The sequence below is a fragment of the Burkholderia theae genome, assembly GCF_048565265.1.
Lineage (GTDB): Bacteria > Pseudomonadota > Gammaproteobacteria > Burkholderiales > Burkholderiaceae > Burkholderia > Burkholderia theae.
Window position 1 is genome coordinate 2,708,303 of sequence record NZ_CP183461.1, and the last position, 25,823, is coordinate 2,734,125.

Sequence of the window (25,823 nt, forward strand, 5' to 3'; positions counted from 1 at the left end):
CCGAGTATAACAAGATGCTTACGGACACGCCGGGCGCGGCGCACGGCCGGCGGCCGATCCGGGGCAGGATCGGCCGGGCCCGCTCAAAACGACGTCAGTTCGACACGCGCTTCGGCGCGGCGCCGCCGACGCAGCGGTCGTCGCGGTACAGCGTCCACTCCTCGCACACGCGACCATCCTTGAACATGCACATCCCGACTTGCCCGCGCGGCAGGCTGCGGATCACGTGGCGACCGCCGAGTTTCTCGCAGTTGACCGACGCGGGATTGGCCAGTGCCGCCTGACCGGGCGGCTGTTGCCCCGGCGGCAGCGGTTGGGCGAACGCGCCGGGCGCAGCAAGCGCCAGCGCACAGATGACGGTCAGACGGACGGACATTGCACGCTCCTTGTTTTTGTTCGCTGAGCGGTCAGCATAACGGGGAATCCGCGGCCGGTGTGCACGGCGGGCGTCGGTCGCGAGACTGTCGCGTCGCCGCAACCCCGCCGGCCCGCGGCGTCACGCCCGCATGCGCTGCCGGCGCCGGGCGTTGCCCGTCACGCGGCGCCGACGAGCCGGTAGCCGACGCCCGTCTCGGTGACGATGTACTCGGGCTGCGCCGGGTCGCGCTCGAGCTTCTGGCGCAGGTGCGCCATGTAGATGCGCAGGTAGTGATGGCTTTCGACGTGCGACGGTCCCCACACGTCGCGCAGCAACTGGCGGTGCGTGAGCACGCGCCCTGCGTGCCGCACGAGCGTCGCGAGCAGCCGGTATTCGAGCGGCGTCAGGTGCACGATCTCGTTGTCGCGCCACACCTGGCGCAGCGCGAGATCCACGATCACGGTGCCGAAGCTCACCTTCGGCGACTCGTTCGCGCCGCCCTGGTTGCGCCGGCGCAGTTGTGCGCGGATCCGCGCGCGCAGTTCGGACACACCGAACGGCTTGGTCAGGTAGTCGTCGGCGCCCGCGTCGAGCGCGGCGACCTTCTCTTCTTCCTGGGTTCGCGCGGACAGCACGATCACCGGCACCTCGGACCAGCCGCGCAACTCGCGGATCACGTCGAGGCCGTCGGTATCGGGCAGGCCGAGGTCGACGATCACGAGATCGGGCTTGCGCGTCGCCGCGTCGATCAGCCCCTGTTTGCCCGTCTCGGCCTCGAACACGGCGATGTCCTCCTCTTCGAGCGCGGCGCGCACGAAACGGCGGATCTGCTTTTCGTCCTCGATCAGGACGACGGTCAGGCTGGGTTCACTCATGGTCTGGCAATGGCTCGGATGGGGACGATGCGCCCGGCACGTCGGCTTCGTCGTCGGGTACGGCGGGTGCGGCCGGCGGCGTCTCGACCGGCAGCGTGAACCAGAAACGCGCGCCCGTCACGTGGCCGTCGGGCGCGATGCGGTTGAGCGCGCCGATTTTACCGCCGTGCGCCTCGACGATCGCGCGGCAGATCGCGAGGCCGAGCCCGATGCCCGGCGTCGCCGATTCCTTCTCGCCGCGCGTGAACTTGTCGAAGATTCGCGTTTCCATGCCGGCCGGCAGGCCCGGGCCGTGATCGTCGACGTGCACGCGCACGAATGGCAGCCCGTCGTCGGTCATGCGCTCCGCGCCGATGTCGAGCGGCGTGTCGGGCGGCGTGTACTTCGCCGCGTTCTCGAACAGGTTGGTGAACAGGCGCTCCATCAGCACCGCGTCCATCTGCAGCAACGGCAGGTCGGCCGGCAGCGTGACACGGGCGGGATGGCGCGCGAGCACACGCTTGCACGCGGCGAGCGCCGCGCCGACGGCTTCCTCGAGCAGCGACCACTGGCGCTTCAGCTGCAAGCTGCCGGCCTGCAGCCGCGCCATGTCGAGCAGGTTCGTGACGATGCCCGTCATGCGCAGCGCCTCGTCGTGAATCGCGTCGACGAGCTCGCCCTCGCGCTGCGCGAACCGTTCGGCCGCCGCAACGTCGCCGCTCTGCGCGGCCGCGCGCCCGTTCGCGAGCATCGACGAGAAGCCGACGATCGTCGTGAGCGGCGTGCGCAGGTCGTGAGAAATCGCCGACAGCAGCGAGTTGCGCAGCCGCTCGGACTCCATGTTGACGAGCGCGTCGCGCGCGATTTCGACGTAGTGCACACGTTCGAGCGCGAGCGCGATCTGCGCGGCGAATGCGTCGAGCATCCGCTGCTGCTCGGGCACCTCGAGTTCGCGCGGCTCGCGCGACGCGACCGCGAGCACGCCGCGCGTGCGCATCGGCGCCTTCAGCGGCAGGTACAGCGCGACCGTCGCGGGCAGCGTATCGGTGCCGCGGCCGGCCGGCTTCTGCTGGTCGTACACCCACTGGCCGACGTCGCTGTCGAGATCGGCGCCCGTCAGCGTGACGGCCGCATCGGGCTCCTCGATCTTCTGGCGCACCTTGTCCGCGCTGTCCGGCAGCAGGAACGCGACGCGCGCGCGGAACACCTCGCCCACGTGGCGGCTGCCGATCTCGACGATCTGCTCGGTCGTCAGCGCCGCGCCCAGCTCGCGCGCCATCGCATAGATCGCGCCGGTGCGGCGCTCGCGGCGCTGCGCGACGCTCGCCTGGCGCGTCAGCGTCGACGTCAGGTGGCTGATCACGAGCGACGTCAGCAGCATGCCGAAGAAGGTCAGCAGGTATTGCGTGTCGCTGACCGAGAACGACATGCGCGGCGGCACGAAGAAGAAATCGAACGCGGCCACCGACAGGAACGACTGCAGCACGCCCGGGCCGCGCCCGAGCCGCACGGCCGAGAACACGACGCCGAGCAGGTACAGCATCACGAGGTTCGTGAGGTCGAGCCGCTCGGACACGAGGCTCGCGACGACCGTGATCGCCGCGCAGATCGCGGCCGCGTACGCGTAGTGCCGCGGCGGCGAACGATGCGTGCCGAACTGCGCGAACGCGTCGCGCCAGTCACGCGCACGCGGGTCGAGCGGCGCGGCGCGCGCCTCGTCGCTCGCGGACGCGCGGATCAGCATCAGATCGACGTCGCCCGCGCGCTCGGCCAGCTTCTCGCCGAACGGCCGCGCGAAGCGGCGCATCAGCCCGACCTTCGGCGAGCCGCCCGCGACGATCTTCGACACGTTGCGCACTTTCGCATAACCGATCAGCGCGGCGACCGCGTCGGTACCGGCGAGCGTCGCCGTCTCCGCACCCAGCTCGGCCGCGAGCTTCAGCGCGTCGAGCGTGCGCTGCCGCTGCGCATCGGGCAGCCGCTGCAGGCGCGGCGTTTCGACATACACGGCGATCCAGTCGGCCTTCAGGCTCGCGGCGAGCCGCGCGGCCGCACGCACGAGCGTCGGCGCTTCGGCGCCGGGCCCGACGCACACGAGCAGCCGCTCGCGCGCCTGCCAGATGCGCTGGATCGAACGGTCGGCGCGGTATTCGCGCATCTGCGCGTCGACCCGATCGGCCGTGCGCCGCAGCGCCAGCTCGCGCAGCGCGATCAGGTTGCCCTTGCGGAAGAAGTTGCGCACCGCGCGCTCGGCCTGCTGCGCGAGATAGACCTTGCCGTCGCGCATCCGCTCGAGCAGTTCCTCGGCCGGCAGGTCGACGAGCGTGACCTCGTCGGCCGCGTCGAACACGCGGTCCGGCACGGTCTCCCACACGCGGATGCCGGTGATCGCGCCAACCACGTCGTTGAGGCTTTCGAGATGCTGGACATTGACGGTCGTATAGACGTCGATGCCCGCGTCGAGCAGTTCGTAGACGTCCTGCCAGCGCTTCAGGTGCCGTGCGCCCTGCACATTCGAGTGCGCGAGTTCGTCGACGAGGATCAGTTGCGGCTGGCGGGCGAGCGCACCGTCGAGATCGAATTCGGCGAGCGTGCGGCCACGATAGTCGATGCGCGCGAGCGGCAGCACGTCGAGGCCGTCGAGCAGCGCGGCGGTTTCGCTGCGGCCGTGGGTCTCGACGATGCCGACGACGACGTCGACGCCTTCCTGCAGGCGCTGGCGCGCGACCTGCAGCATCGCGTAGGTCTTGCCGACGCCGGCCGATGCGCCGAAGAAGATCTTGAGCTGGCCGCGCCGCTGCTTTTCTTCGTCTCGCTGCAGCTTGTCGAGGAGTTGGTCTGGGTCGGGACGGTTCATGCGTCAGGAAGGCGGAGCGCCCGGATGCGCGCGAGTACGAGCATTGTTGTTCCAAATCGCCACAAAAGGCAAAGACGGCGCATGCGCCGTCGGAAAATACGCGTCCGGCGCGGGTCGGACCGCGCCGGACGCCGATCAGTGTGCGATCAGTGCGCGGCCTGCGCCGCGTCGAGCGCGAGGTTCAGCTTCAGCACGTTCACGCGCGGCTCGCCGAGCACGCCGAACTGGCGGCCCGTCGTGTTCGCGGCGACGATCTGCGCGACCGCATCGGGCGTCAGGTTGCGCACCTTCGCCACCCGGTCGACCTGATACGCGGCGGCGGCCGGCGTGATCTCCGGATCGAGGCCGCTCGCCGACGCCGTCACGAGGTCGACCGGCACCGGCTTCGACATGTCGGTGCCCGAGTCGCGCAGCGCGGCGATGCGCCCCTTCACCTGGTCGGCGAGCGACGGGTTCAGCGGGCCGAGGTTCGAACCGCCGGAGCCGGTCGCGTTGTACGGCATCGGCGACGTGGCCGACAGCCGGCCCCAGAAGTACTTCGGCGCGTCGAACTGCTGGCCGATCAGCGCGGAGCCGACCGCCTTGCCATCCTTCTCGATCAGGCTGCCGTTCGCCTGCGACGGGAACACGGCCTGGCCGAACACGGTCATCACGGCCGGGTAGGCGAGCCCCGTCACGGCGGCCATTACGACAAAGATCACGACGAGCGGACGAATCAACGTTTTCATGATGTTTCCTTCAAGACCTCAGGCCCAGCCGAGTGCGGCGAGCGTCATGTCGATCAGCTTGATGAACGGGAACGGCAGCAGCACGCCGCCGAGGCCGTAGACCAGCAGGTTGCGGCGCAGCAGCGACGCGGCGCCGAGCGGCCGGTAGGTCACGCCCTTCAGCGCGAGCGGGATCAGCGCGACGATGATCAGCGCGTTGAAGATCACCGCCGACAGGATCGCGGACGCCGGCGACGTCAGGTGCATGATGTCGAGCACGCGCAGTTGCGGGTACGTGGTCACGAACGCGGCCGGGATGATCGCGAAATACTTCGCGATGTCGTTCGCGATCGAGAACGTCGTCAGCGAGCCGCGCGTCATCAGCATCTGCTTGCCGATCTCGACGATCTCGATCAGCTTCGTCGGGTTCGAGTCGAGATCGACCATGTTGCCCGCTTCCTTCGCGGCCTGCGTGCCCGTGTTCATCGCCACCGCGACGTCGGCCTGTGCGAGCGCCGGTGCGTCGTTGGTGCCGTCGCCCGTCATCGCGACGAGCCGGCCGGCCGCCTGGTGTTCGCGGATCGTCGCGAGCTTGGTTTCCGGCGTCGCTTCCGCGAGGAAATCGTCGACGCCCGCTTCCGCCGCGATCGCCGCCGCCGTCAGCCGGTTGTCGCCCGTCACCATCACGGTCTTGATGCCCATCTTGCGCAGTTCCGCGAAGCGCTCCTTGATGCCGCCCTTCACGATGTCCTTCAGCTCGATCACGCCGAGCACGCGCGCCGCCCCTTCATGCAGGTCGGCCACGACGAGCGGCGTGCTGCCGCGGCGCGCGACCTCGTCGACCGCGCGGCGCACTTCTTCCGGGAAGCGGCTGCCGTGCGTCTCGACGTAGCGGCGGATCGCATCGGCCGCGCCCTTGCGGATTTCACGGCCCGGGAGGTCGACGCCGCTCATCCGCGTCTGTGCGGAGAAGCCGATGAACGTCGCATGAAGCTGGGCCATGTCGCGCTGGCGAATGTTGAAGCGCTCCTTCGCGAGCACCACGATGCTGCGGCCTTCCGGCGTTTCGTCGGCGAGCGACGACAGCTGCGCGGCGTCGGCCAGCGCTTCCTCGGTCACGCCCGGCGCGGGCACGAACATCGATGCCTGGCGGTTGCCGAGCGTGATCGTGCCGGTCTTGTCGAGCAGCAGCACGTCGACGTCGCCGGCCGCTTCCACCGCGCGGCCCGACGTCGCGATCACGTTCGCCTGCATCATCCGGCTCATCCCGGCCACGCCGATCGCGGACAGCAAGCCGCCGATCGTCGTCGGGATCAGGCATACGAGCAGCGCGACGAGCGCGGTGATCGTCACCACATGGCCGGCCTTCATCGCTTCGACCGAGAACATCGAGAACGGCAGCAGCGTCGCGGTCGCGAGCAGCATCACGATGGTCAGCGCGACGAGCAGGATCGTCAGCGCGATCTCGTTCGGCGTCTTCTTGCGCTTCGCGCCTTCGACCATCGCGATCATCCGGTCGAGGAACGCCTCGCCGGGGTTCGCGGTGACCTTGACGACGATCCAGTCGGACAGCACGCGCGTGCCGCCCGTCACCGACGAGAAGTCGCCGCCCGATTCGCGGATCACCGGCGCGGATTCGCCGGTGATCGCCGATTCGTCGACCGATGCGACGCCGTCGACGACCTCGCCGTCGGCCGGGATCACGTCGCCCGCTTCGACGAGCACGACGTCGCCCTTGCGCAGCTCGGTCGCGGTCGTGATGCGGATCGGCGACTTCGGATGCGGCTCGTTGAGCTTCTTCGCCATCACGTCTTTCTTCGCGCTGCGCAGCGATGCGGCCTGCGCCTTCGAGCGCCCTTCGGCGAGCGCCTCGGCGAAGTTCGCGAACAGCACCGTGAACCACAGCCACAGCGCGATCGCGAGGATGAAGCCCGACGGCGCCTCGGCCTGGCCGGAGAGCGCCGCGATCCACAGGATCGTGGTGAGGATGCTGCCGACGTACACGCAGAACATCACCGGATTGCGGAACTGCGTGCGCGGCGTGAGTTTCTTGAACGAGTCCACGATCGCCGGGCGCAGCAGCGCCGGATCGAACATGGACCGTGTTGCGGAATGTTGAGTCATTGCGATCTCTTCAATCTCTTCAGTCTTTTCAATGTGTCGCCATGCGGGCGCGCTTTACGCGCCCAGCCACATCATCAGGTGCTCGACGCCAGGGCCGAGCGCAAGCGCCGGCACGTAGGTCAGCGCGCCCACCAGCAGCACGGTGCCGAGCAGCAGCACGACGAACAGCGGACCGTGCGTCGGCAGCGTGCCGCTCGTTACCGCGATGCGCTTCTTCGCGGCGAGCGAGCCGGCGATCGCCAGCACCGGCACGATCGTGCCGAAGCGGCCGAACCACATCGCGATCGCGGTCATCCAGTTGTAGAACGGCGTGCCGACCGTCAGGCCCGCGAACGCGCTGCCGTTGTTGTTCGCGGCCGAGCTGAACGCGTACAGGATTTCCGAGAAGCCGTGCGGGCCCGGGTTCGCGATGCCGGCCTTGCCCGCATCGGCGAGCACGGCGATCGACGTGCCCACCAGCACGAGCAGCGGCGTGAGCAGCACGACGATCGACACCATCTTCATCTCGTACGACTCGATCTTCTTGCCGACGTATTCCGGCGTGCGGCCGATCATCAGGCCGGCGACGAACACCGCGAGCAGCGCGAACACGAGCATCCCGTAGAGACCCGAGCCGACCCCGCCGAAGATCACCTCGCCGAGCTGCATCAGCAGCATCGGCACGAGACCGCCGAGCGGCGTCAGCGAATCGTGCATCGTGTCGACCGCGCCGCACGACGCGGCCGTCGTCGCGACCGTGAAGATGCCGGTCTGCGCGATCCCGAAGCGCGTTTCCTTGCCTTCCATGTTGCCGCCCGGCTGCAGCGCGCTCGTCGACTGGTCGACGTGCAGCGCGGCGAGCGTCGGGTTGCCGCCCTGCTCGGCGCTCACCTCGAAGCCGACCGCGACCACGAACGCGACCGTCATCGCCGCGAGCACGGCGATGCCCTGCCGGCGGTCGCCGATCATGCGGCCGAACACGAGACACAGCGCGGCCGGGATGATCAGGATCGAGAAGATCTGCAGGAAGTTCGCGAACGGCGTCGGGTTCTCGTACGGGTGCGCGGAGTTCGCGTTGAAGAAGCCGCCACCGTTGGTGCCGAGCATCTTGATCGCTTCCTGCGATGCGACCGGGCCCATCGCGAGCGTCTGCTTCGTGAGCGGGGTCGGCACCGTCACCGGGTTGCCCTTGTCGTCCTTCACCGGGTTGCCCTGCGCGTCGAGCTTCGGCGCCGCATAGGTGCTCGCCTGCAGCACCGGCACGTCCTCGTACGACTTCATGTTCTGGATCACGCCCTGGCTCATCAGCAGCCCGGCGATGATCATCGACATCGGCACGAGCACGTACATCGTCACGCGCGTGAGGTCGACCCAGAAGTTGCCGATCGTCTGCGCGGTGTGACGCGCGAAGCCGCGGATCAGCGCGATCACGACGACGATGCCGGTCGCCGCCGACAGGAAGTTCTGCACGGTGAAGCCGAGCATCTGCGCCAGATAGCTGACGGTCTGTTCGGGCGTGTAGTCCTGCCAGTTCGTGTTGGTGACGAAGCTGACGGCCGTGTTGAATGCGCCGTCGACCGTCATCGCGCCGAACTGCTGCGGGTTGCCGGGCAGGAAGCCCTGCAGGCGCAGCAGGCCATAGAGGAACAAGGCGCCGAGCGCGTTGAACGCGATCGTCGCGATCGCGTACTGCTTCCAGCTCATCTCGCTGCCGGCATCGACGCCGGCGATGCGGTACAGCACGCGCTCGAGCGGCCCGAACACGCGCACGACGCGCGAAGTGCCGTCCATCACCGCCGTCAGGTAGCGGGCGACCGGAACGGCCGCCGCCAGCAGCACGACGATGAACAACAGCGATTGCAACAGGTTGTTCGCGTTCATTCGATGTCCTCCGCGCGCAGCAGCGCAAAGACGAGATACGCGAACAGCAGGGCCGTCGATGCGCCCGCCAGCCAAAGCATCCAGGTCATGCTCGCCCCCCGCGGCCGTATTGCACGAGCTTCTCGCAACCGGCGATCAAACCGAGGATCAGCGCGGTGAAAAGCACCAGGGCGCCGATAAATACCCCATCCATTTTTGTGTTCTCCGTCATCGAAGTGAGACGACTAGAACCTTATGGGAACGCACGTAAAGGACGGGTCAAAGGTATCGGGGCGGATATAAAAAACGCGTAAACGCGAGGGCGGGAGCGATTCGGGGGCGGGACGGGCGGCGCCGCAGCGCCGCCCGCGAAGGCGCGTGCCGGCATGGCGCCGGCACGGAGGGAACGGTCAGGGAACGAGGATCGTCGAGCCGGTGGTCTTGCGCGCTTCGAGATCGTCATGCGCGCGGCCGACTTCCGCGAGCGGATAGCGCTGGTTGATGCTCGTCTTCACCTTGCCCGACAGGAGCACGTCGAACAATTCGGCGGCGGCCGCTTCGAGATCGGCGCGCTTCGCGATGTACGAGAACAGCGTCGGCCGCGTGAAGAACAGCGAGCCGCGCGACGAGAACTCCTTCGAGTCGATCGGCGGCAGCGGGCCCGACGCATTGCCGAAGCTGACGAACAGCCCGAGCGGCGCGAGGCTGTCGAGCGAACCGATGTAGGTATCCTTGCCGATCGAATCGTAGACGACCGGCACGCCCGCGCCGTTCGTGATCTCCTTCACGCGCTGCGTGAAGTTCTCGCGCGTGTAGACGATCGGATGATCGCAGCCGTGCGCCTTCGCGAGCGCGGCTTTCTCGTCGGAGCCGACCGTGCCGATCACGGTCGCGCCGAGCGCCTTCGCCCATTGGCATACGAGCAGGCCCACGCCGCCGGCCGCCGCGTGGATCAGGATCGTGTCGCCGGCCTTCACCGGGTACGTGCGGCGCAGCAGGTAGTGCGCGGTCAGGCCCTGCAGCATCACCGATGCCGCGTCATCGTAGCTGATGCCGTCCGGCAGTTTCACGAGCCGCTCGGCCGGCATCACGCGCTCCTGCGCATACGCGCCCGGCGGCTGCCCGACATAGGCGACGCGGTCGCCGACCTTGAGCGCCGTCACGCCGTCGCCGACGGCCGTCACCTCGCCCGCCGCTTCCATCCCGAGGCCGCCGGGCAGCGGCTGCGGGTAGAGGCCCGTGCGGAAATACACGTCGATGTAGTTGAGACCGACCGCATGCTGCCGGATGCGGACTTCACCCGCCTTCGGCGCGCCGACCTCGACATCGACCCACTTCATCACGTCCGGGCCGCCGGGCTGGTCGTATCGGATTGCTTTCGGCATCGTTTTGCTCCTCTTCTGTCAGTCAGGGAAATCCGGGGCGTCGATGCGCAAGCCAGCCAATTCATGCCGGAACCTGGCGGCGGGTGCGCGTCGCGACGCACGATTCTCGCGCGCCGCGGCGGTCCGTGCATGGCCCTGCCGTCAGCAGGGGCAATCGGGCGCGGCAAGCGCCTAGCAAACGTCCTGCATGTTGCGCGCCAGATCGTCGAGCAGCATCCGCGCGGTGGCCACGTTGGTCGCGACCGGCACGTCGTGCACGTCGCATGCGCGCACCAGCGCGGTGATGTCGGGGTCGTGCGGCTGCGCGGTCATCGGGTCGCGCAGGAACACGACGATGTCGATGCGGCCGTCGGCCAGTTCCGCGCCGATCTGCAGGTCGCCGCCGAGCGGCCCCGACAGCTTGCGCTCGACCTCCAGCCCATGCGCGGCCGCGATGCGGCCGCCCGTCGTGCCCGTCGCGACCAGCCGGCATTGCGCGAGCGTCGCGCGGAATTGACCCGCGAGCGCGACGATCTCGTCCTTCTTCGCGTCGTGCGCAATCAGTGCGATGCGGGGTTTGCTCATCTCCAGTTCCTTCGTCGTTCGGTTATTGTCGTGATCGTGAATCGGGCGCGCGTCAGAACGTGCCCGGGTACGCGCCGCCGTCGAGCAGCCAGTTCTGCCCGGTGATATAGCCGGCATGCACGCTGCACAGGAACGCGCACGCCGCGCCGAATTCGTCGCGCGTGCCGAGGCGGCCGGCCGGGATGTCCTTCGTGCGCCGCGCGCGCATTTCGTCGACCGTCACGCCCTGCGCCTTCGCCGATGCGGTGAGCGTCGTCGCGATCCGGTCGGTGTCGAACAGTCCCGGCAGCAGGTTGTTGATCGTCACGCCCTGGCCGGCGACCTTGCGCGACAGCCCGGCGACGAAGCCGGTCAGCCCGGAGCGCGCGCCGTTCGACAGCGCGAGCACGTCGATCGGCGCCTTCACGGCCGAACTCGTGATGTTGACGATCCGGCCGAAGCCGCGCGCGATCATCGGGTCGATGGTCGCGCGGATCAGCTCGATCGGCGTCAGCATGTTCGACTCGAGCGCGCGGATCCAGTCGTCGTGCGAGAAGTCGCGGAAGTCGCCGGGCGGCGGGCCGCCGGCATTCGTCACGAGAATGTCCGGCTGCGGGCACGCGGCGAGCGCGGCCGCGCGGCCGTCCGGCGTCGTGATGTCGCAGGCGACCGCCGTGACCGTCACGCCGGACGCCGCGCGGATCGCGTCGGCCGTCGCGTCGAGCGTGTCGCGCGTGCGCGCGACGATCACGAGATTCACGCCTTCGGCGGCCAGCGCTTCCGCGCAACCGCGACCGAGCCCCTTGCTTGCCGCGCATACGAGCGCGGTCTTTCCTGCGATGCCGAGATCCATCGTCGACTCCTGGTTGGCGACGCGCGCCGGCGCGGCCCGGTCGCTTCGGCCCATGACCACGGGCGGGTCAGGCAGGCGAACGGGCGGGCGCAGGCGCGCGGATTGTCGTGAGACGTCGATATTATCCGGATCATGCGGCGCGCCTTGGTAAAATTGCGGGCATAAGCGCACGGCCGGCTTGCGCCCGCCCCCGCCCCCGATCCTCTTTTGCCGTAAAGGCGCCCCCGTCATGAAACAGGACAGCCGTTTCCCGAATCTCTTCATCACCGATCACCCGCTGATCCAGCACAAGCTCACGCACATGCGCGACAAGGACACGTCCACGCGCACGTTCCGCGAGCTGCTGCGCGAAATCACGCTGCTGATGGGTTACGAGATCACCCGCAACCTGCCGATCACGACCAAGCAGGTCGAAACCCCGCTCGTCGAGGTCGACGCGCCGGTGATCGCGGGCAAGAAACTGGCGATCGTGCCGGTGCTGCGCGCAGGTATCGGGATGTCGGACGGCCTGCTCGACCTGGTTCCGTCCGCGCGCGTCGGCCACATCGGCGTCTACCGCGCCGAGGACCACCGCCCGGTCGAATACCTGGTGCGCCTGCCTGATCTGGAAGACCGCATCTTCATCCTGTGCGACCCGATGGTCGCGACCGGCTACTCGGCCGTGCATGCGGTCGACGTGCTCAAGCGCCGCAACGTGCCGGCCGCGAACATCACGTTCGTCGCGCTGGTCGCCGCGCCCGAGGGCGTGCAGGTGTTCCAGGACGCGCACCCCGACGTGAAGCTGTTCGTCGCGTCGCTCGATTCGCACCTGAACGAGCATGCGTACATCGTGCCGGGCCTCGGCGACGCGGGCGACCGCCTGTTCGGCACCAAGAACTGACGGCCTGGGCCACCGCGCGGCGCGCGGCCCGGTCCGCGGCGGCCTGCCTGGCCGTTCGGCCATGCGCGGCGGCCCCGATCCGACGGTCGCCGCGTGATAAAATCTCGATCCACTCGACACGCGCGGCCCCGCGGCTTCATGCCCGCCGAAACGGCCGCCGATTCAACGACACATTGGCACAATCGCCCGCGCAGCGCGCCCGGGCACGGAGAAAGGTATGGCTGGTCATTCGAAATGGGCCAACATCAAGCATAAGAAGGCAGCGGCCGACGCGAAGCGCGGCAAGATCTGGACCCGCCTGATCAAGGAAATCCAGGTCGCGGCACGCCTCGGCGGCGGCGACGTCAACTCGAACCCGCGCCTGCGTCTCGCGGTCGACAAGGCGGCCGACGCGAACATGCCGAAGGACAACGTCAAGCGCGCGATCGATCGCGGCGTCGGCGGCGCGGACGGCGCGAACTACGAGGAAATCCGCTACGAAGGCTACGGCATCAGCGGCGCGGCGATCATCGTCGACACGCTGACCGACAACCGCACCCGCACGGTCGCGGAAGTCCGCCACGCGTTCTCGAAGTTCGGCGGCAACATGGGCACCGACGGTTCGGTCGCGTTCATGTTCGATCACGTCGGCCAGTTCCTGTTCGCCCCCGGCACATCGGAAGACGCGCTGATGGAAGCCGCGCTCGAAGCCGGCGCGAACGACGTGAACACGAACGACGACGGCTCGATCGAAGTGCTGTGCGACTGGCAGGCATTCTCGGCGGTGAAGGACGCGCTCGAAGCCGCCGGCTTCAAGGCCGAACTCGCCGAAGTGACGATGAAGCCGCAGAACGAAGTCGAATTCACCGGCGACGACGCGGCGAAAATGCAGAAGCTCCTGGACGCGCTCGAGAACCTCGACGACGTGCAGGACGTGTATACGAACGCCGTCATCGTCGAGGAATGAAATGCCGGCCGCCGTGCTCCTGTCGCGGCGGCGGCCCGACCGAATCCGCGGCCGGCGCGCCTGAGCGTGCCGGCCGCCCTGTTTTCTAGTCTGCGGGGAATCCCATGAAACTACTCGTCGTCGGTTCCGGCGGCCGCGAACATGCGCTGGCGTGGAAGCTCGCGCAGTCGCCGCGCGTCCAGATGGTCTACGTCGCACCGGGCAATGGCGGCACGGCGCAGGACGAGCGCCTGAAGAACGTCGACATCACGGCGCTCGACGAACTCGCCGATTTCGCGGAAAGCGAAGGCGTCGCGTTCACGCTCGTCGGGCCGGAAGCACCGCTCGCGGCCGGCATCGTCAACCTGTTCCGCGCGCGCGGCCTGAAGGTGTTCGGCCCGACCCGCGAAGCCGCGCAGCTCGAAAGCTCGAAGGATTTCGCGAAGGCGTTCATGAAGCGCCACGGCATCCCGACGGCCGACTACGAAACCTTCGCCGATGTCGCCGCCGCACACGCGTACATCGACGCGAAGGGTGCGCCGATCGTCGTGAAGGCCGACGGCCTCGCGGCCGGCAAGGGTGTCGTCGTCGCGATGACGCTCGAGGAAGCGCATGCGGCCGTCGACATGATGCTGTCGGGCAACAAGCTCGGCGATGCCGGCGCGCGCGTCGTGATCGAGGAATTCCTCGACGGCGAGGAAGCGAGCTTCATCGTGATGGTCGACGGCAAGCACGCGCTGGCGCTGGCTTCCAGCCAGGACCACAAGCGCCTGCTCGACGAGGACCGCGGCCCGAACACCGGCGGCATGGGCGCGTATTCGCCCGCGCCGATCGTCACGCCGCAGATGCACGCACGCGTGATGCGCGAGATCATCATGCCGACCGTGCGCGGGATGGAGAAGGACGGCATCCGCTTCACGGGCTTCCTGTATGCGGGCCTGATGATCGACAAGGAAGGCAATCCGCGCACGCTCGAGTTCAACTGCCGGATGGGCGACCCGGAAACGCAGCCGATCATGGCGCGCCTGAAGAGCGATTTCTCGAAGATCGTCGAGCAGGCGATCGCGGGCACGCTCGACACGGTCGAGCTCGACTGGGACCGCCGCACCGCGCTCGGCGTCGTGCTGGCCGCGCACGGCTACCCGGACGCGCCGCGCAAGGGCGACCGCATCAACGGGATCCCGGCCGAGACCGAACAGGCAGTCACGTTCCATGCGGGCACGACGCTCGGCGACGGCGACAAGCTGACGACGTCCGGCGGCCGCGTGCTGTGCGTGGTCGGCCTCGCCGATTCGGTGCGCGAAGCGCAGCAGCATGCGTACGACACGATCAACCAGATCAATTTCGAAGGCATGCAGTACCGCCGCGACATCGGCTTCCGCGCGCTCAACCGCAAGAACGCGTGACGTTCGCTTCGGCCGCGCCGATAGGCTGCGCGGCCGAAGGGGCCTGTTCCCGCTAATAACGGGCTTGCGCTGGCCACCAGAAGGGCCGAGCGCAAGGATTGCGACGAAGCGAATACTCGACGTATTCGCAAGGAGCATGACGCGGCGATCGGCCCTTCTGGTGGCCAGCCCCAGGGATGGAATTTTGTTAGTTTCGGGAACAGGCCCCTCTGCCGGGGTTCGATAGAATGCCCGGCAGATGCCTTTTTTACGGCTCCCGCTTCGGGCGGGGGCACCCAGTCCAGACATGACCGATTCGACCTACGACGTGGCGCGCGTGCGCACGTACCTCCAGGGCCTGCAGGCACGCATCGCCGACGCGCTCGGCGCGCTCGACGGCACGCCGCTCGCGACCGACGCATGGCAGCGCGGCCCGGCCGAACGCCTGCGCGGCGGCGGCTGCACGCGGATTCTCGAGGGCGGCCGCGTGTTCGAACGCGCGGGAATCGGCTTTTCCGACGTCGCGGGCGACGCGCTGCCGCCGTCGGCGAGCGCGGCGCGCCCGCAGCTCGCGGGCCGCGGCTTCGAGGCGCTCGGCGTGTCGCTCGTGCTGCACCCGCGCAATCCGTACTGCCCGACCGTGCACATGAACGTGCGGATGCTGATCGCGACGAAACCGGGCGAGGAGCCCGTGTTCTGGTTCGGCGGCGGCATGGATCTGACACCGGTTTACGGTTTCGAGGACGACGCGCGGCATTTCCACCAGACCTGCAAGGATGCGCTCGACCCATTCGGCGTCGAGCTGTACCCGCGATTCAAGAAGTGGTGCGACGAATACTTCTTCCTGAAGCACCGCAACGAGATGCGCGGCATCGGCGGGATCTTCTTCGACGATTTCTCCGAGCCCGGTTTCGAACGCTCGTTTGACATGATGCAAAGCGTCGGCGATGCGTTCCTGCAGGCCTACCTGCCGATCGTCGAGCGCCGCGTCGACCTGCCGTACGGCGAGCGCGAGCGCGATTTCCAGGCGTACCGCCGCGGCCGCTATGTCGAATTCAACCTCGTGTTCGACCGTGGCACGCTGTTCGGCCTGCAAAGCGGCGGCCGGACCGAGTCGATCCTGATGTCGATGCCGCCGGTCGCGAACTGGCGCTACAACTGGCAGCCCGAGCCGGGCACGCCCGAAGCGCGCCTGTACAGCGACTTCATCGTGCCGCGCGACTGGGTGTGAGCCCGCGCGCCCCGCTGCCCCAAGAAAAGGACGCGTTTCTGGACACCACCCTCCGCCCCGCCCCGCTGCCGCGTCGTATCGGCTTGCTGGGCGGCACTTTCGACCCGATCCACGACGGCCATCTCGCGCTCGCGCGCCGGTTCGCCGAGCTGCTCGGTCTGACCGAGCTCGTGCTGCTGCCCGCCGGGCAGCCGTACCAGAAGCGCGACGTGTCGGCCGCCGAGCACCGGCTCGCGATGACGCGCGCGGCCGCGGATGCGCTCGTGCTGCCGGGCGTGACCGTGACCGTCGCCACCGACGAGATCGAGCACGCCGGCCCGACCTACACGGTCGACACGCTCGCGCGCTGGCGCGAGCGGATCGGCCCGGACGCGTCGCTGTCGCTGCTGATCGGCGCCGACCAGCTCGTGCGCCTCGACACGTGGCGCGACTGGCGCAAGCTGTTCGACTACGCGCACATCTGCGCGTCGACGCGACCGGGCTTCGAGCTCGGCGCGGCGCCGCCGGACGTCGCGCGGGAAATCGCCGCGCGGCAGGCCGGCGCCGACGTGCTGAAGGCCACGCCGGCCGGCAGCCTGCTGATCGACACGGCACTCGCGTTCGACATTGCCGCGACCGACATCCGCGCGCACCTGCGCGAATGCATCGCGCGCCATGCGCAAATGCCCGACGCGTCGGCCGAGCATGTGCCGGCCGCCGTATGGGCCTATATTCTTCAACATCGCCTCTACCACACCTGATTCCATGGATATTCGCAAACTGCAGCGCGTGATCGTCGACGCCCTCGAAGACGTCAAGGCGCAAGACATCAAGGTGTTCAACACCAGCCACCTGACCGAACTGTTCGACCGCGTGGTCGTCGCCTCGGGCACCTCCAACCGCCAGACCAAGGCCCTCGCGTCGAACGTGCGCGACAAGGTCAAGGAAGCCGGCGGCGACGTCGTCAGCTCCGAAGGCGAAGACACCGGCGAATGGGTGCTGGTCGACTGCGGCGACGCCGTCGTGCACATCCTGCAGCCGGCCCTGCGCCAGTACTACAACCTCGAGGAAATCTGGGGCGACAAGCCTGTCCGGATGAAGCTCGGCGGCGGCAAGGGCACGAACGGCTTCGCGACCGCAAGCGAAGACGAGGACGACGAGGAAGAAGCACCGGCAGCCCGTCCGGCGCGCAAAACGGCCGCCCGCCGCCGCTAAGTCGTCACGAATCGTCCCGATGAAGCTTTTCATCCTCGCGGTCGGCCACAAGATGCCGGGCTGGATCGCATCCGGCTTCGACGAATACACGAAGCGGATGCCGCCCGAGCTGCGCATCGAGTTGCGCGAAATCAAGCCCGAACTGCGTTCGGGCGGCCGTAGCGCCGACAGCGTGATGGCAGCCGAGCGGCAGAAGATCGAGGCCGCGCTGCCGAAGGGCGCGCGCCTCGTCGCGCTCGACGAGCGCGGCCGCGACTGGACCACGATGCAGCTCGCGCAGGCGCTGCCCGGCTGGCAGCAGGACGGCCGCGACGTCGCATTCGTGATCGGCGGTGCCGACGGGCTCGATCCGGAACTGAAAGCACGCGCCGACGTGCTGCTGCGCATCTCGAGCATGACGCTGCCGCACGGGATGGTGCGCGTGCTGCTCGCCGAACAGCTTTACCGGGCGTGGAGCATCACGCAGAATCACCCCTATCACCGCGCATGACGTGTCGTCCTCGAGACGCGCGCCGCGCGCGCTCACCGAGATAACGACACCATGCCGTCCTGCACGTCCCCCGCGCTTTTCCCCACCCTTTACCTCGCTTCGCAAAGCCCGCGCCGCCAGGAGCTGCTGCAGCAGATCGGCGTACGCTTCGAGCTGCTGCTGCCGCGCCCCGACGAGGACGCCGAGGCGCTCGAGGCCGAACTGCCCGGCGAAGCCGCCGATGCGTACGTGCGGCGCGTGACCGTCGCGAAGGCCGAGGCCGCGCGTGCGCGCCTCCTCGCGAGCGGCAAGCCGGCCGCGCCGGTGCTGGTCGCCGATACGACCGTGACCATCGACGGCGCGATCCTCGGCAAGCCGGCCGACGCCGATGACGCACTCGCGATGCTGACGCGCCTTGCGGGCCGCGAACACGCGGTGCTGACCGCCGTCGCCGTGATCGATGCCGGCGGCGAACTGCTGCCGCCCGCGCTGTCGCGCTCGTCGGTGCGCTTCGCGGCCGCGTCGCACGACGCCTACGCGCGCTACGTCGAAACCGGCGAGCCGTTCGGCAAGGCCGGTGCGTACGCGATCCAGGGGCGCGCCGCCGAATTCATCGAGCGGATCGACGGTTCCCATTCGGGTATCATGGGTCTGCCCCTCTTTGAGACCGCCGCGCTGCTGCGTGCGGCGCGTGTCGCCTTCTGAATCCCACCATGAACGAAGAAATCCTGATCAACCTCACGCCGCAGGAAACGCGGGTCGCACTCGTCCAGCAAGGCGCGGTGCAGGAGCTTCACGTCGAGCGCACGCTGTCGCGCGGGCGGGTCGGCAACATCTATCTCGGCAAGGTCGTGCGCGTGCTGCCCGGCATGCAGTCGGCGTTCATCGACATCGGCCTCGAGCGCGCGGCGTTTCTGCACGTCGCCGATATCTGGCAGCCGCGCATCGCGGGCGAGCCGCAGTCGAGCGCGCCGCACCAGCCGATCGAAAAGACCGTGTTCGAAGGCCAGACGCTGATGGTCCAGGTGATCAAGGATCCGATCGGCACGAAGGGCGCGCGACTGTCGACGCAGGTCAGCATCGCGGGCCGCACGCTCGTCTACCTGCCGCAGGAGCCGCATATCGGCATCTCGCAGAAGATCGAGAGCGAGGCCGAGCGCGAGGCCGTGCGTGCGCGCCTGACGGCCGTGATCCCACCGGACGAGAAAGGCGGCTACATCGTGCGGACGATCGCCGAGGACGCCACCTCCGACGAACTGGCCGGCGACGTCACGTACCTGCGCAAGACCTGGGCGACCATCGTCGGCCTTGCGCAGCGGCTGCCGGCGACGAGCCTGCTGTACCAGGATCTCGATCTCGCGCAGCGCGTGCTGCGCGATTTCTCGAACGACGACACGACGCGCATCCAGGTCGATTCGCGCGAGACGTACCAGCGCCTCGCGGAATTCGCGTCCGAGTTCACGCCGGCCGTGGCCCCGAAGCTGCACCACTACACGGGCGAGCGGCCGCTGTTCGACCTGTACAACATCGAGACGGAGATCCAGCGCGCGCTGTCGCGCCGCGTCGACCTGAAGTCGGGCGGCTACCTGATGATCGACCAGACCGAGGCGATGACGACGATCGACGTCAACACGGGCGGTTATGTCGGCGCGCGCAACTTCGACGACACGATCTTCAAGACCAACCTCGAGGCCGCGCACACGATCGCGCGGCAGCTGCGGCTGCGCAACCTCGGCGGGATCATCATCATCGACTTCATCGACATGGAGAACGCCGAGCATCGCGACGCGGTGCTGTCCGAGCTGAAGAAAGCGCTGTCGCGCGACCGCACGCGCGTGACGGTCAACGGCTTCTCGCAGCTCGGTCTCGTCGAGATGACGCGCAAGCGCACGCGCGAATCGCTCGCGCACGTGCTGTGCGAACCGTGCCCGACCTGCCAGGGCAAGGGCCAGGTGAAGACGTCGCGCACCGTGTGCTACGACGTCCTGCGCGAGATCCTGCGCGAATCGCGGCAGTTCAACCCGCGCGAATTCCGCGTGATCGCCGCGCAACAGGTGATCGACCTGTTCCTCGACGAGGAGTCGCAGCATCTCGCGATGCTGATCGACTTCATCGGCAAGCCGGTATCGCTGCAGGTCGAATCGAACCTGAGCCAGGAGCAGTACGATATCGTGCTGATGTAAGGTTCCGCCCATCCCGCCGCCGGCATTGCCGCGCGGCGCTTCGATGCGGCGCCCGGGTCGCTCGCGCATGCCGCGTCAGCACCCGCCGCCGCCCTTTCACACCCCTTTTCGCATTCACGACATACCATGAGCCAAGGCCACAACCGCCGCCAGCGCAAGAAACTCCACATCGGCGAGTTCCAGGAACTCGCGTTCAACGCAACCGCGCATTACCGCAACGAGCTGACCGACCTCGAACGCGGCGAGCTGATCGACGCGTTCATCGATTTCGTCGAAGCGCACGGGCTCCTGACCGTCGCGTCCGCGGACGAAGGCATCGGTGCTTACGTGATCTCCGGCGCACCGCGCGGCACGACGACCGACGCCGATCGCGAGCTCGTGCGTGGCTGGCTGGTCGCACGGCCGGAACTGACCGACGTCAAGGTCAGCGAATTCACCGACGCGTGGTATCCGGACGCCTGATTTTCCGGCCTCTCGCTGTATCGGGCGGCGCCCGCGCCTGTCCGCCTTGAAGGCGGGTCAGGCCGGCGCCGCGTGAGGTACCCTCCCTCTCCGCCCCCGCTGCTCGGCACCCGTATCACCGGTACCGACTCCCACGAATCGCGTCGCGCCGATCCCTACCTTTTCCCGACAGTCTGCCTCCAACGGGCCATCGAAATCGGTCCTGAAAGCAAGACACGTTAAACTCTCACCTCGCGTGGTGCGCCGCCCGCACCCGCCATCCATCGCCAGCCGCGTGCCCTCGGGCCGCCCCCGACCCATGGAGTGAGTGTCAATGAGCGGCGGACTTCCGTTTCCCGCATCCCGCAAGTCGTTTCCGTCCTCGACGGTCTTCCTGATTCTCGCCGCCGCCGCGCTGCTGTCCGGCTGCGGGCTGCTGCCGACCCAGAATCCGCCCGCGCCGATCAGCGAAGCGCTCGTCGAGCCTGTCGAGGAAACGGCCGGCGAGCCGCTGACGATGCCGCCCGTGCCGGCGCCGACGCATCCGGAAGAACCGGAAGCGCCGAAGAAGCCGCACCGCGAGGTGACGCGGCCGAAGCCCGTGCAGCGCCCCGAAACGCCGACACCGCCTCCGCCGCCACCCGCGCCGCTCGTCGCGACGCGCCCGGTCGATCGCACCCAGATCCATGCGCTGCTCGACAGCGAAGTCGCGCGCCGCAACGGCAAGGTGATCGGCCGCGCGGTCGACATGGTGGTCGACGCGGGCGGCAAGCCGCGCGAGATGATCGTCAACCTGCAGGGCTTCATGGGCGTCGGCGACCGCAAGGTCATCTTCCCGTGGAACGTGTTCCGCTTCACGCCGGGCGGCAAACAGGAGCCGATCGTGCTCGACGTACCGTCGGGCGACCTGCCGCCGGCCGCGCGGCCGAAGGCCGTGCCGCTGTCGGGCTCGGCCGCGGCCTCGCCCACGTCGCGGCTACCGATGCTCGACAGCGATGTCGAGCGCCCGAACGGCACGAAGATCGGCCGCATCGTCGACGTGCTGATCGACCGAGGCGCCCAACCGCAGGCCGTCGTGCTCGACCTCGGCGGGCTCGTCAATACCGACCGCCGCTCGATCGCCGCGAGCTGGGGCGCACTGCGCTTCGTCACGCGCGACAAGGCGCTGCATCCGCAGCTCGACCTGAACGACGCGCAGATCAAGGCGTCGCCGCCGTACGCGGCAGACAAGCCGATCGTCGTGGTCTCGCCGCCTGTTGCCCCGGCGTCGGCTTCGTCTGCGAGTGTTGCCCGATGACGATCAAGCATTCCGTCAGCGTACGCAGTCTCCGGTCCCTCGACTGGCTCAACTTCTTCGTTGCAAACGTTCAAACAGGGTTCGGTCCGTTCATCGCGTCCTACCTCGCGTCGCACAAGTGGACGCAGGGCGAGATCGGCATGGTGCTGTCGATCGGCACGATCAGCGCGATGGTCAGCCAGGTGCCGGGCGGCGCGGCCGTCGATGCGCTGAAGAACAAGAAAGGCGCGGCCGCGTGGGCGATCGTCGCCATCATCCTGTCCGCGGTGCTGCTCGCGTCGAGCCCGACGATCGTGCCGGTGATCGCCGCCGAGGTGTTCCACGGTTTCGCGAGCTGCATGCTCGTACCGGCGATGGCCGCGATCTCGTTCTCGCTCGTCGGCCGAGCCGACCTCGGCGACCGGCTCGGCCGCAACGCGCGCTGGGCGTCGATCGGCAGCGCGGTCGCGGCGGGCCTGATGGGGCTCACCGGCGAATATTTCTCCGCGCGCGCGGTGTTCTGGCTGACCGCCGTACTGGCGCTGCCCGCGCTGTTCGCGCTTGCGATGATCCAGCCGACGCACGAAGTGATCCCGCAATCGTCGAAGCCCGACGATCACGGCGACCACGGCGAAGCCGGCGAGCGCGAAACGCTGCTCGAACTGCTGCGCGACCGTCGGATGCTGATCTTCGCGGCGTGCGTCGTGCTGTTCCACCTGTCGAACGCGGCGATGCTGAACCTCGCGGCCGGTGAAGTCACGGCCGGGATGGGCGAGAACGTGCAGCTCGTGATCGCCGCGTGCATCATCGTGCCGCAGGCGATCGTCGCGATGCTGTCGCCGTGGGTCGGCCGCTCCGCGCAACGCTGGGGCCGCAGGCCGATCCTGCTGCTCGGTTTCTCCGCGCTGCCGGTGCGCGCGCTGCTGTTCGCCGGCGTGAGCAGCCCGTACCTGCTCGTGCCCGTGCAGATGCTCGACGGCATCAGCGCGGCCGTGTTCGGCGTGATGCTGCCGCTGATCGCGGCGGACGTCGCGGGCGGCAAGGGCCGCTACAACCTGTGTATCGGGCTGTTCGGGCTCGCGGCCGGGATCGGTGCGACGCTCAGCACGGCCGTGGCCGGCTACGTCGCCGATCACTTCGGCAACGCGGTCAGCTTCTTCGGGCTCGCGGGCGCCGGCGCGCTCGCGGTGCTGCTGGTCTGGCTCGTGATGCCCGAAACGCGCGTCGAGAACGGCGACGCAGCCGCCGACGAAGCGGCCGCCGCATCGCCCGAACAGGCGCACTGAAGGCGGCGCGCCGCCGTTATCCGCTTCTTGGCCGACTCACGATGAATACGATCAGGACACTCAACGAAGCCCGCCAGCAGATCCAGCAGTCGATCTTCGATCTGTTCAAGGGGCTGACCTTCGGCGAACGGCTCACGCAAGGCGTGCTGATGGCCATCCAGGCCGTCTGCGGCGCGTGCCTCGCGTTCGTGATCGGCCGTGCGCTGCACACCGAGCAGGCCGTCTGGGCGGCCGTCACCGCGATCGCCGTCACGCAGCACAACTACTCGGACACGATGTCGCTGTCGCGCGACCAGTTCATCGGCGCGATGATCGGCGGCGTGCTCGGCTTCGCGGGCGCCGCGCTCGGCGGCGATCGCCTCGTTGCCTATGCGCTCGCGGTGGCGCTCACGATCGTCTGCTGCTGGTGCCTGAACGTCGGCAGCGCGGCACGGCTCGGCGGCGTGACCGCGACGATCGTGCTGCTGTTTCCGGGCAACGGCCCGCTGTGGGACATTCCGCTGATGCGGCTGGGCGAGGTCGCGCTCGGCACCGTGTGTGCGCTGGGCGTGTGCTGGGTGATGTCGAGAATCGAGCGGCGCTGGTTTCGCCGCGCGACGGCGGCAAAGTGACGCGGCTGCCGGGCACGCGCCCGGCAGCCGGATGAACGGCGGGAAACGTTACGGGTTGACCTGCAGCACGATGCCCGAGCCGATCTGCACGAGCAGGTGATCGCCGCCGACGCCGACCCACTGATAGCCGCGCGGCGGCGGGTTCAGGTGGTAGCCGCGCCAGTCGTCGATCACGTACTGGCGGTCGCGGAATTCGTTGGGCAGCCGATCGCCCTTGTGCCAGTCGCGGCGCGGCTGGTCGGCCCAGCGCTGCGGCACGTCGTCCTCACGGTGCATCGCCTGGCCGGGCGGCATGTGTTTCGGGCCGTGGCCGTGCTGCATGCCGTGATTGTCACGATTGTCGTGGTTGTCGTAGTTGCCGTGATCCTGCGCCATCGCGGCCGGCGCGGCGAAACCCGCCGCGATCAGCGCGGCCAGCATCATGCTGTGCATCTTCTTCATTGTGCCTTCCCTCCATGTAGTCAGGTCGGACGAAACGACTGGACCTGCCTCATCAAGACTAGCACACGGTGCATGACGCAAATGCGCGCGGCGCGCGTCAGGCCGCCTGCTGCTGGTACTGGATCCGGTGCAGGTGCGCGTACAGGCCGCCGTGGCGCAGCAGTTCGTCGTGACTGCCCTCTTCGACGATCTTGCCGGCCTCGAGCACGAGGATGCGATCCGCGCGCTCGATCGTCGACAGCCGGTGCGCGATCACGAGCGTCGTGCGGCCTTCCATCAGCCGTTCGAGCGCGGCCTGCACGTGGCGCTCCGATTCCGAATCGAGCGCCGACGTCGCCTCGTCGAGGATCAGGATCGGCGCGTCCTTGTAGATCGCGCGGGCGATCGCGAGCCGCTGACGCTGGCCGCCGGACAGCCGCATCCCGTTGCCGCCGACGAGCGTGTCGAGCCCGTCGGGCATCGCGGCGACCGCATCGGCGAGGTTCGCGGCCTCGAGCGCGGCCTGCACGCGCTCACGGTCGGGCGTCTGCCCGTACGCGACGTTCGCGGCGATCGTGTCGTTGAACAGCACGACGTCCTGACTGACCATCGCCATCTGGCCGCGCAGCGCGTGGAGGTCGTAGTCGGCAACCGGCACGCCGTCGACCAGGATCGCACCACCGGTCGGGTCGAAGAAGCGCGGCAGCAGGTTCACGAGCGTCGTCTTGCCGCTGCCGGACGGGCCGGCCAGCGCGATCATTTCACCCGGCGCGACCTTGAACGAGATGCGGTCGAGCGTCGGCCGCTCGGCCGCGCCGTAGTCGAACGTCACGCCGCGGAACTCGATCTCGCCGCGCGCCTGCGGCAGCGGCCGGCCGCCGCCCTGCGGCTCGAACGGCTCGTCGATCAGCCCGAAGATCAGCTCGGCGGCGGTCATCCCGCGCTGCAGCGGCTGGTTGACGTCGATCAGGTGCTTGAGCGGCGAGATCACCAGCAGCATCGACGTGACGAACGCGACGAAGCCGCCGACCGTCGTCTGGTCGTTCGTCGACTGCACGACCGCGATCGTGATCACGACCGCGAGCGCGATCGACGCGAGGAACTGCGTGAGCGGCTGCGCGAGGCCGCCCGAGATCGTCATGCGCATCGCGTAGCCGCGCAGGCGCTTGCTCATCGCGGTGAAGCGGTCCATCTCGTACGTCTCGCCGTTATGCACCTTGACGACCTTGTAGCCGGCGACCGTCTCCTCGACGATGTACGACAGCTCGTTGGTCAGCGTCTGGTGCTCGCGGTTCAGGCGGCGCAGGCGGCGGTTGATCTTGCTGACGAGCCAGCCGATGCCGGGCAGGATCACCGCGACGATCAGCGTGAGCCGCCAGTTCAGGTAGAACAGGTAGCCGAGCAGGAAGATCACGGTCAGCGAGTCGCGCACGAGCGTGACCATCACGCCGGTCAGCACCGACAGGATCTGGTTGACCTCGAACACGATCGCGTTGATCACCGTGCTCGCGGTCTCGCGCTGGAAGAACGACGCGCTCGTGTGGAGCATCCGCTGGAACATCTCGAGCCGCAGTTGCAGCAGGATGCGGTTCGACACGTAGTTGAGCAGGTAATTCGATGCGTACTGCGATACGCCGCGCACGAGCGCGAGGCCGATCACCGCGATCGGCACGTACCATTTCGCGTTGTCGCTGCCGTGCGCGCCGAAGCCGTGGTCGAGGAGCGGCTTGAGCAGCGCCGGAATGCCGGCCTCGGTGGCCGCGACGACGCCCATCGTCATCACGGCGAGCACCACGATGCCGATCAGCGGCCGGATGTACGGCCACAGGCGCTTGAGAACCGTGACCGGCGAGGTGCCGGTGCCGTCCATCGGTTTGCGAAGAGTGTTCTGGGTTTCCAAGGCAATCCTTCTTGAGCCGCGATGCGGCACCCGGCGCGTGACCGCCCGGGATTTCGCCCCTGTCGGGCGGGTGCCTCAAAGGGCCCAACATTATAGCCGCAC

At 68.4% G+C, this 25,823-nt stretch carries 25 protein-coding genes; 13 read left to right on the forward strand and 12 right to left on the reverse strand.

Annotated features, from left to right (window positions below):
- Positions 1–94: 94 nt before the first annotated feature.
- From ACN22W_RS12820 to ACN22W_RS12865, 10 genes are all read right to left on the reverse strand, one after another.
- A complete protein-coding gene (locus ACN22W_RS12820) occupies positions 95–376 on the reverse strand; it encodes a DUF333 domain-containing protein (protein WP_129512628.1) in 282 nt (93 codons plus the stop codon).
- A 158-nt stretch (positions 377–534) separates the two neighbouring features.
- Entirely contained in the window at positions 535–1,233 is a 699-nt protein-coding gene (gene kdpE, locus ACN22W_RS12825) for a two-component system response regulator KdpE (RefSeq protein ID WP_048249307.1), read from the reverse strand.
- Entirely contained in the window at positions 1,226–4,069 is a 2,844-nt protein-coding gene (locus tag ACN22W_RS12830) for a DUF4118 domain-containing protein (RefSeq protein ID WP_419684679.1), read from the reverse strand. Before ACN22W_RS12830 ends, kdpE begins: the two co-directional genes overlap by 8 nt.
- A 146-nt stretch (positions 4,070–4,215) precedes the next feature.
- Positions 4,216–4,797, reverse strand: a complete 582-nt coding sequence (gene kdpC / locus ACN22W_RS12835) for a potassium-transporting ATPase subunit KdpC (RefSeq protein ID WP_419684681.1) — start codon at positions 4,795–4,797, stop codon at positions 4,216–4,218.
- A gap of 18 nt (positions 4,798–4,815) precedes the next feature.
- Positions 4,816–6,900 (reverse strand): potassium-transporting ATPase subunit KdpB, encoded by a 2,085-nt coding sequence (gene kdpB, locus ACN22W_RS12840; protein WP_419684683.1) that lies wholly within the window; start codon positions 6,898–6,900, stop codon positions 4,816–4,818.
- A 54-nt stretch (positions 6,901–6,954) separates the two neighbouring features.
- On the reverse strand, positions 6,955–8,760 hold the full coding sequence (gene kdpA, locus ACN22W_RS12845; RefSeq protein WP_193098777.1) for a potassium-transporting ATPase subunit KdpA: 1,806 nt from the start codon (positions 8,758–8,760) through the stop codon (positions 6,955–6,957).
- Positions 8,757–8,849, reverse strand: a complete 93-nt coding sequence (gene kdpF, locus ACN22W_RS12850) for a K(+)-transporting ATPase subunit F (protein ID WP_006752209.1) — start codon at positions 8,847–8,849, stop codon at positions 8,757–8,759. Before kdpF ends, kdpA begins: the two co-directional genes overlap by 4 nt.
- Before the next feature lie 300 nt (positions 8,850–9,149).
- A complete protein-coding gene (locus ACN22W_RS12855) occupies positions 9,150–10,124 on the reverse strand; it encodes a quinone oxidoreductase family protein (protein ID WP_419684689.1) in 975 nt (324 codons plus the stop codon).
- Positions 10,125–10,295: 171 nt separating this feature from the next.
- The gene (locus tag ACN22W_RS12860) at positions 10,296–10,688 is read right to left on the reverse strand and encodes a methylglyoxal synthase (RefSeq protein WP_129512633.1); all 393 of its coding nucleotides are present in this window, start codon (positions 10,686–10,688) and stop codon (positions 10,296–10,298) included.
- Between the two features lie 52 nt (positions 10,689–10,740).
- Positions 10,741–11,520: an SDR family oxidoreductase gene (locus ACN22W_RS12865; RefSeq protein WP_129512634.1), complete on the reverse strand. Its 780-nt coding sequence runs from the start codon at positions 11,518–11,520 to the stop codon at positions 10,741–10,743.
- A gap of 229 nt (positions 11,521–11,749) precedes the next feature.
- Between ACN22W_RS12865 and upp the strand changes: the two genes are divergently transcribed.
- From upp to ACN22W_RS12930, 13 genes are all read left to right on the forward strand, one after another.
- Positions 11,750–12,400 carry a uracil phosphoribosyltransferase gene (upp, locus tag ACN22W_RS12870; RefSeq protein WP_419684692.1) on the forward strand — a complete coding sequence of 217 codons (651 nt, stop codon included), beginning with the start codon at positions 11,750–11,752 and terminating at the stop codon, positions 12,398–12,400.
- Positions 12,401–12,617: 217 nt separating this feature from the next.
- Positions 12,618–13,346 (forward strand): YebC/PmpR family DNA-binding transcriptional regulator, encoded by a 729-nt coding sequence (locus tag ACN22W_RS12875; protein WP_006478227.1) that lies wholly within the window; start codon positions 12,618–12,620, stop codon positions 13,344–13,346.
- 104 nt (positions 13,347–13,450) lie between these two features.
- A complete protein-coding gene (purD, locus tag ACN22W_RS12880; protein ID WP_129512635.1) occupies positions 13,451–14,731 on the forward strand; it encodes a phosphoribosylamine--glycine ligase in 1,281 nt (426 codons plus the stop codon).
- 286 nt (positions 14,732–15,017) lie between these two features.
- On the forward strand, positions 15,018–15,941 hold the full coding sequence (hemF, locus tag ACN22W_RS12885; RefSeq protein ID WP_129512636.1) for an oxygen-dependent coproporphyrinogen oxidase: 924 nt from the start codon (positions 15,018–15,020) through the stop codon (positions 15,939–15,941).
- 14 nt (positions 15,942–15,955) lie between these two features.
- Entirely contained in the window at positions 15,956–16,681 is a 726-nt protein-coding gene (locus ACN22W_RS12890; RefSeq protein ID WP_419687419.1) for a nicotinate-nucleotide adenylyltransferase, read from the forward strand.
- Positions 16,682–16,685: 4 nt separating this feature from the next.
- Complete coding sequence (gene rsfS, locus ACN22W_RS12895; protein ID WP_129512638.1) at positions 16,686–17,135, forward strand: ribosome silencing factor; 450 nt, start codon at positions 16,686–16,688, stop codon at positions 17,133–17,135.
- A gap of 19 nt (positions 17,136–17,154) precedes the next feature.
- A complete protein-coding gene (rlmH, locus tag ACN22W_RS12900) occupies positions 17,155–17,625 on the forward strand; it encodes a 23S rRNA (pseudouridine(1915)-N(3))-methyltransferase RlmH (RefSeq protein ID WP_048249282.1) in 471 nt (156 codons plus the stop codon).
- A gap of 51 nt (positions 17,626–17,676) precedes the next feature.
- Entirely contained in the window at positions 17,677–18,309 is a 633-nt protein-coding gene (locus ACN22W_RS12905; RefSeq protein ID WP_419684697.1) for a Maf family protein, read from the forward strand.
- Positions 18,310–18,317: 8 nt separating this feature from the next.
- Positions 18,318–19,787, forward strand: a complete 1,470-nt coding sequence (gene rng, locus ACN22W_RS12910) for a ribonuclease G (protein WP_129512639.1) — start codon at positions 18,318–18,320, stop codon at positions 19,785–19,787.
- A gap of 126 nt (positions 19,788–19,913) precedes the next feature.
- Entirely contained in the window at positions 19,914–20,249 is a 336-nt protein-coding gene (locus tag ACN22W_RS12915; protein ID WP_419684699.1) for a YggL family protein, read from the forward strand.
- A gap of 313 nt (positions 20,250–20,562) precedes the next feature.
- Positions 20,563–21,525: a PRC-barrel domain-containing protein gene (locus ACN22W_RS12920; RefSeq protein ID WP_419684701.1), complete on the forward strand. Its 963-nt coding sequence runs from the start codon at positions 20,563–20,565 to the stop codon at positions 21,523–21,525.
- Positions 21,522–22,790 (forward strand): MFS transporter, encoded by a 1,269-nt coding sequence (locus ACN22W_RS12925; protein WP_419684703.1) that lies wholly within the window; start codon positions 21,522–21,524, stop codon positions 22,788–22,790. Before ACN22W_RS12920 ends, ACN22W_RS12925 begins: the two co-directional genes overlap by 4 nt.
- A gap of 41 nt (positions 22,791–22,831) precedes the next feature.
- Positions 22,832–23,401: an FUSC family protein gene (locus tag ACN22W_RS12930; RefSeq protein WP_193098783.1), complete on the forward strand. Its 570-nt coding sequence runs from the start codon at positions 22,832–22,834 to the stop codon at positions 23,399–23,401.
- 48 nt (positions 23,402–23,449) lie between these two features.
- Here the strand turns inward: ACN22W_RS12930 and ACN22W_RS12935 are convergent, their stop codons facing one another.
- Both ACN22W_RS12935 and msbA read right to left on the reverse strand, forming a co-directional pair.
- The gene (locus ACN22W_RS12935; RefSeq protein WP_129512644.1) at positions 23,450–23,842 is read right to left on the reverse strand and encodes an RcnB family protein; all 393 of its coding nucleotides are present in this window, start codon (positions 23,840–23,842) and stop codon (positions 23,450–23,452) included.
- A 97-nt stretch (positions 23,843–23,939) separates the two neighbouring features.
- Positions 23,940–25,691 (reverse strand): lipid A export permease/ATP-binding protein MsbA, encoded by a 1,752-nt coding sequence (gene msbA, locus ACN22W_RS12940; protein WP_419687421.1) that lies wholly within the window; start codon positions 25,689–25,691, stop codon positions 23,940–23,942.
- Between the last annotated feature and the right edge of the window lie 132 nt (positions 25,692–25,823).

Excerpts from the sequence above, each read along its gene's own strand:
- kdpC (WP_419684681.1), bottom strand. The coding sequence starts at position 4,797 with ATGAAAACGTTGATTCGTCCGCTCGTCGTGATCTTTGTCGTAATGGCC.
- ACN22W_RS12820 (WP_129512628.1), bottom strand. The coding sequence starts at position 376 with ATGTCCGTCCGTCTGACCGTCATCTGTGCGCTGGCGCTTGCTGCGCCC.
- ACN22W_RS12830 (WP_419684679.1), bottom strand. The coding sequence starts at position 4,069 with ATGAACCGTCCCGACCCAGACCAACTCCTCGACAAGCTGCAGCGAGAC.
- kdpF (WP_006752209.1), bottom strand. The coding sequence starts at position 8,849 with ATGACCTGGATGCTTTGGCTGGCGGGCGCATCGACGGCCCTGCTGTTC.
- kdpE (WP_048249307.1), bottom strand. The coding sequence starts at position 1,233 with ATGAGTGAACCCAGCCTGACCGTCGTCCTGATCGAGGACGAAAAGCAG.
- ACN22W_RS12930 (WP_193098783.1), top strand. The coding sequence starts at position 22,832 with ATGAATACGATCAGGACACTCAACGAAGCCCGCCAGCAGATCCAGCAG.
- ACN22W_RS12860 (WP_129512633.1), bottom strand. The coding sequence starts at position 10,688 with ATGAGCAAACCCCGCATCGCACTGATTGCGCACGACGCGAAGAAGGAC.
- ACN22W_RS12865 (WP_129512634.1), bottom strand. The coding sequence starts at position 11,520 with ATGGATCTCGGCATCGCAGGAAAGACCGCGCTCGTATGCGCGGCAAGC.
- upp (WP_419684692.1), top strand. The coding sequence starts at position 11,750 with ATGAAACAGGACAGCCGTTTCCCGAATCTCTTCATCACCGATCACCCG.
- ACN22W_RS12925 (WP_419684703.1), top strand. The coding sequence starts at position 21,522 with ATGACGATCAAGCATTCCGTCAGCGTACGCAGTCTCCGGTCCCTCGAC.
- rlmH (WP_048249282.1), top strand. The coding sequence starts at position 17,155 with ATGAAGCTTTTCATCCTCGCGGTCGGCCACAAGATGCCGGGCTGGATC.
- ACN22W_RS12935 (WP_129512644.1), bottom strand. The coding sequence starts at position 23,842 with ATGAAGAAGATGCACAGCATGATGCTGGCCGCGCTGATCGCGGCGGGT.
- ACN22W_RS12855 (WP_419684689.1), bottom strand. The coding sequence starts at position 10,124 with ATGCCGAAAGCAATCCGATACGACCAGCCCGGCGGCCCGGACGTGATG.
- msbA (WP_419687421.1), bottom strand. The coding sequence starts at position 25,691 with ATGGACGGCACCGGCACCTCGCCGGTCACGGTTCTCAAGCGCCTGTGG.
- hemF (WP_129512636.1), top strand. The coding sequence starts at position 15,018 with ATGACCGATTCGACCTACGACGTGGCGCGCGTGCGCACGTACCTCCAG.
- purD (WP_129512635.1), top strand. The coding sequence starts at position 13,451 with ATGAAACTACTCGTCGTCGGTTCCGGCGGCCGCGAACATGCGCTGGCG.
- kdpB (WP_419684683.1), bottom strand. The coding sequence starts at position 6,900 with ATGACTCAACATTCCGCAACACGGTCCATGTTCGATCCGGCGCTGCTG.
- kdpA (WP_193098777.1), bottom strand. The coding sequence starts at position 8,760 with ATGAACGCGAACAACCTGTTGCAATCGCTGTTGTTCATCGTCGTGCTG.
- ACN22W_RS12905 (WP_419684697.1), top strand. The coding sequence starts at position 17,677 with ATGCCGTCCTGCACGTCCCCCGCGCTTTTCCCCACCCTTTACCTCGCT.
- rsfS (WP_129512638.1), top strand. The coding sequence starts at position 16,686 with ATGGATATTCGCAAACTGCAGCGCGTGATCGTCGACGCCCTCGAAGAC.
- ACN22W_RS12915 (WP_419684699.1), top strand. The coding sequence starts at position 19,914 with ATGAGCCAAGGCCACAACCGCCGCCAGCGCAAGAAACTCCACATCGGC.
- ACN22W_RS12875 (WP_006478227.1), top strand. The coding sequence starts at position 12,618 with ATGGCTGGTCATTCGAAATGGGCCAACATCAAGCATAAGAAGGCAGCG.
- rng (WP_129512639.1), top strand. The coding sequence starts at position 18,318 with ATGAACGAAGAAATCCTGATCAACCTCACGCCGCAGGAAACGCGGGTC.
- ACN22W_RS12920 (WP_419684701.1), top strand. The coding sequence starts at position 20,563 with ATGAGCGGCGGACTTCCGTTTCCCGCATCCCGCAAGTCGTTTCCGTCC.